Below are 2251 nucleotides of genomic sequence, written 5' to 3' on the forward strand. Positions count from 1 at the left end.
GTAAAGCAAATGCCCAAGCTTGTTTGAATAGCGCGTAAACATAGCTACATTCAAAAACAGCAAGAAAAATACAGCTACCTTGGGGGAGAAGTAAAGCTTGCCTGAAATTCATTCATTTAATCAACTTCTATAAAAATCGATAGGCAAAAGCTTACAAGATGCAGTACATGCATTGTTGCTGACCAATGGATAGCTGTTTTTCAGAGCATTATTATTGTGCAGCATTATCATGGGTGGCATAGTAATTCTCACTGTTGCACATGCTTTCGGGAATTAGTCGGCGCAACCTGAAATGGAAATTACTGGTCGTTGACCTTTATTAGCTTGCTTATAGGTCAACTTACAAAGTGTATCATCTGCTTTTATAGCATCAGCCAGCATACCTTCTGTATCACTCAAAAATGTAAAAATAACTGGTGATGAACCAGTTAACTCCCAATCAGCGCCTTCAGTGAAATCTAGAACTAATCTTATGTTTGTCTGTGTATTGGAAGGATATCCCCAATGAATCTTTATTCCTGATGATAGTTCTGCATCTTGCAAATTACCAAGTCCTTCAACTATGGCCTTAGCGTTAACTAGCGTGCTAGCTGACTCTAAGGCGCCCTTTAATTCATCCATTGCGGATTGTTGAGCATCACTTCGTATGCTTATAAATTTAGGAACAGCTACCGCTGACAAAATCCCTAAGATAACAATAACCACTACAAGTTCAATCAGAGTGAAACCAGATTGATTTTTCATATGGATTAATTCCAAAAAATTAAAGAAATACTATTAATGACAGCCTGAAAGTTGTGTATAAGAGACCTTTCAGTAGAGGCACGAAAAAAGACCGTTCCTAACAAGTTTTTAATCGTAACGAGGCTTTATAATTTTCAGCCTACTTACTTTAAATAAAATAACTTATATTTACTTGAAGTTAATTCTATTATCCTATCTTTTATAGCTGTTTGATTCAATTGAATCATAAATGTGGATATGAGGTAATAAAGAATTATCATGGGTGTCTTGATAACTTTTCTCTCTATGAAGACCCTAATATTTTCCAGTTTTTAGGTCAACTCTAGGGGGGGCCACAAGGGGTCGTTCACCGTTGTGATTTTAAACTATTCTAATCCTTTTTATTCTTTCATACTGTTGCGTATGCGTAGGGTTATTTTTGAAAGTCTAGGGCTATTAAAAATATCTTCGCTAAACTCTTCAAAACAAGTTTTTAAAGATTCTGTATTTTTGGAACCTTCAAAATCCAGTAGCAACCATTGTATTCCACAATTTTTAAGCATGCTAGCTTGTTGCCTAGGGGAAATATAATCGAATAACCAATTATTAAAACTTCTATTGCTTCTTGAAAAGTTATAAACACAAATACAATACAGCATCACGAGTACATATCTAATAATAAACATAACTACCTACTATCGCTCTCGATATATATGGGATGATACTGCCTAACTCATCTAAAAAATCAAAAATAAAAGTTATCATGGGTGTCTTAGTAACTTTGGAAGGTAAGCGTTCAACGGACTGTCGATTTATTAAAATGTTACGTTATATTTATTGATAAACATTTCTTCTTTTTTACCTTTTATTGATAAGCGCCCTTCATTCCAAATTTTTATAAGTTCTTGTCTTTTTGTTGTTGGAATTTTTTTTGAGAAAATAGGCATTTCAACCATTTTTTTTTCTAAGCCGGGCTGAACAATCTTAAGCTCATCATTCAAATTTAGTCTATTCATAACGTACTGAAGAACAAGTATATTATCAGCATATAAGTCGACTCTACTTTCTTTGATCATGTGTAAAATTCGTTCAACTACATCATCATTACCAGAGAGTACTTCAACAAAACTCGCATTATTCAGATTAGTGATGTAATTTTGATAGTCGACACTCAATGAACTGTAGTCCCAGCCTGGCCCCGTTGCGATACGTTTTCCTTTGATAGATTTTACACCATTATAGATCCAAGGATCGTCGTGCCTAACGATAAAGGCTGCTGTGTATGAAAAAGTTGCTTGAGTAGCATATTCAAAATCTTTTTCTGAATTTTTTGAAAATAGGTATTCTGGTAACATATCGCAATCACCATTTGCTACCATATCTAGCCCTCTTGCCAAAGGGACTATTAGACGTCAACTAACTTGTCCGGTTGGCGTCAATTAACTTGGCCGGTATTTGAATTTAGTTGCATAGCTTGTTTTTTTCGGTAACTTTCTCCTTTTATTTGATAGATATCACTGTGGTGAAC

Annotated in this window: 2 protein-coding genes; both read right to left on the minus strand. The window is 34.7% G+C overall.

Annotation, left to right across the window (positions count from 1 at the left end; translation table 11 throughout):
- Positions 1 to 273 precede the first annotated feature (273 nt).
- Positions 274 to 744 (minus strand): type II secretion system protein, encoded by a 471-nt coding sequence (locus H4J62_RS19845; RefSeq protein WP_182218729.1) that lies wholly within the window; start codon positions 742 to 744, stop codon positions 274 to 276.
- A gap of 794 nt (positions 745 to 1538) precedes the next feature.
- Positions 1539 to 2102, minus strand: a complete 564-nt coding sequence (locus H4J62_RS19850) for an amino acid ABC transporter (protein WP_310733565.1) — start codon at positions 2100 to 2102, stop codon at positions 1539 to 1541.
- Between the last annotated feature and the right edge of the window lie 149 nt (positions 2103 to 2251).

Source organism: Colwellia sp. BRX8-5 (assembly GCF_014077325.1).
Taxonomy (GTDB): domain Bacteria; phylum Pseudomonadota; class Gammaproteobacteria; order Enterobacterales; family Alteromonadaceae; genus Colwellia_A.

Bases quoted from the DNA above. Each gene is read 5' to 3' on its own strand.
- H4J62_RS19850 (WP_310733565.1), bottom strand. From the start codon at position 2,102: ATGGTAGCAAATGGTGATTGCGATATGTTACCAGAATACCTATTTTCA.
- H4J62_RS19845 (WP_182218729.1), bottom strand. From the start codon at position 744: ATGAAAAATCAATCTGGTTTCACTCTGATTGAACTTGTAGTGGTTATT.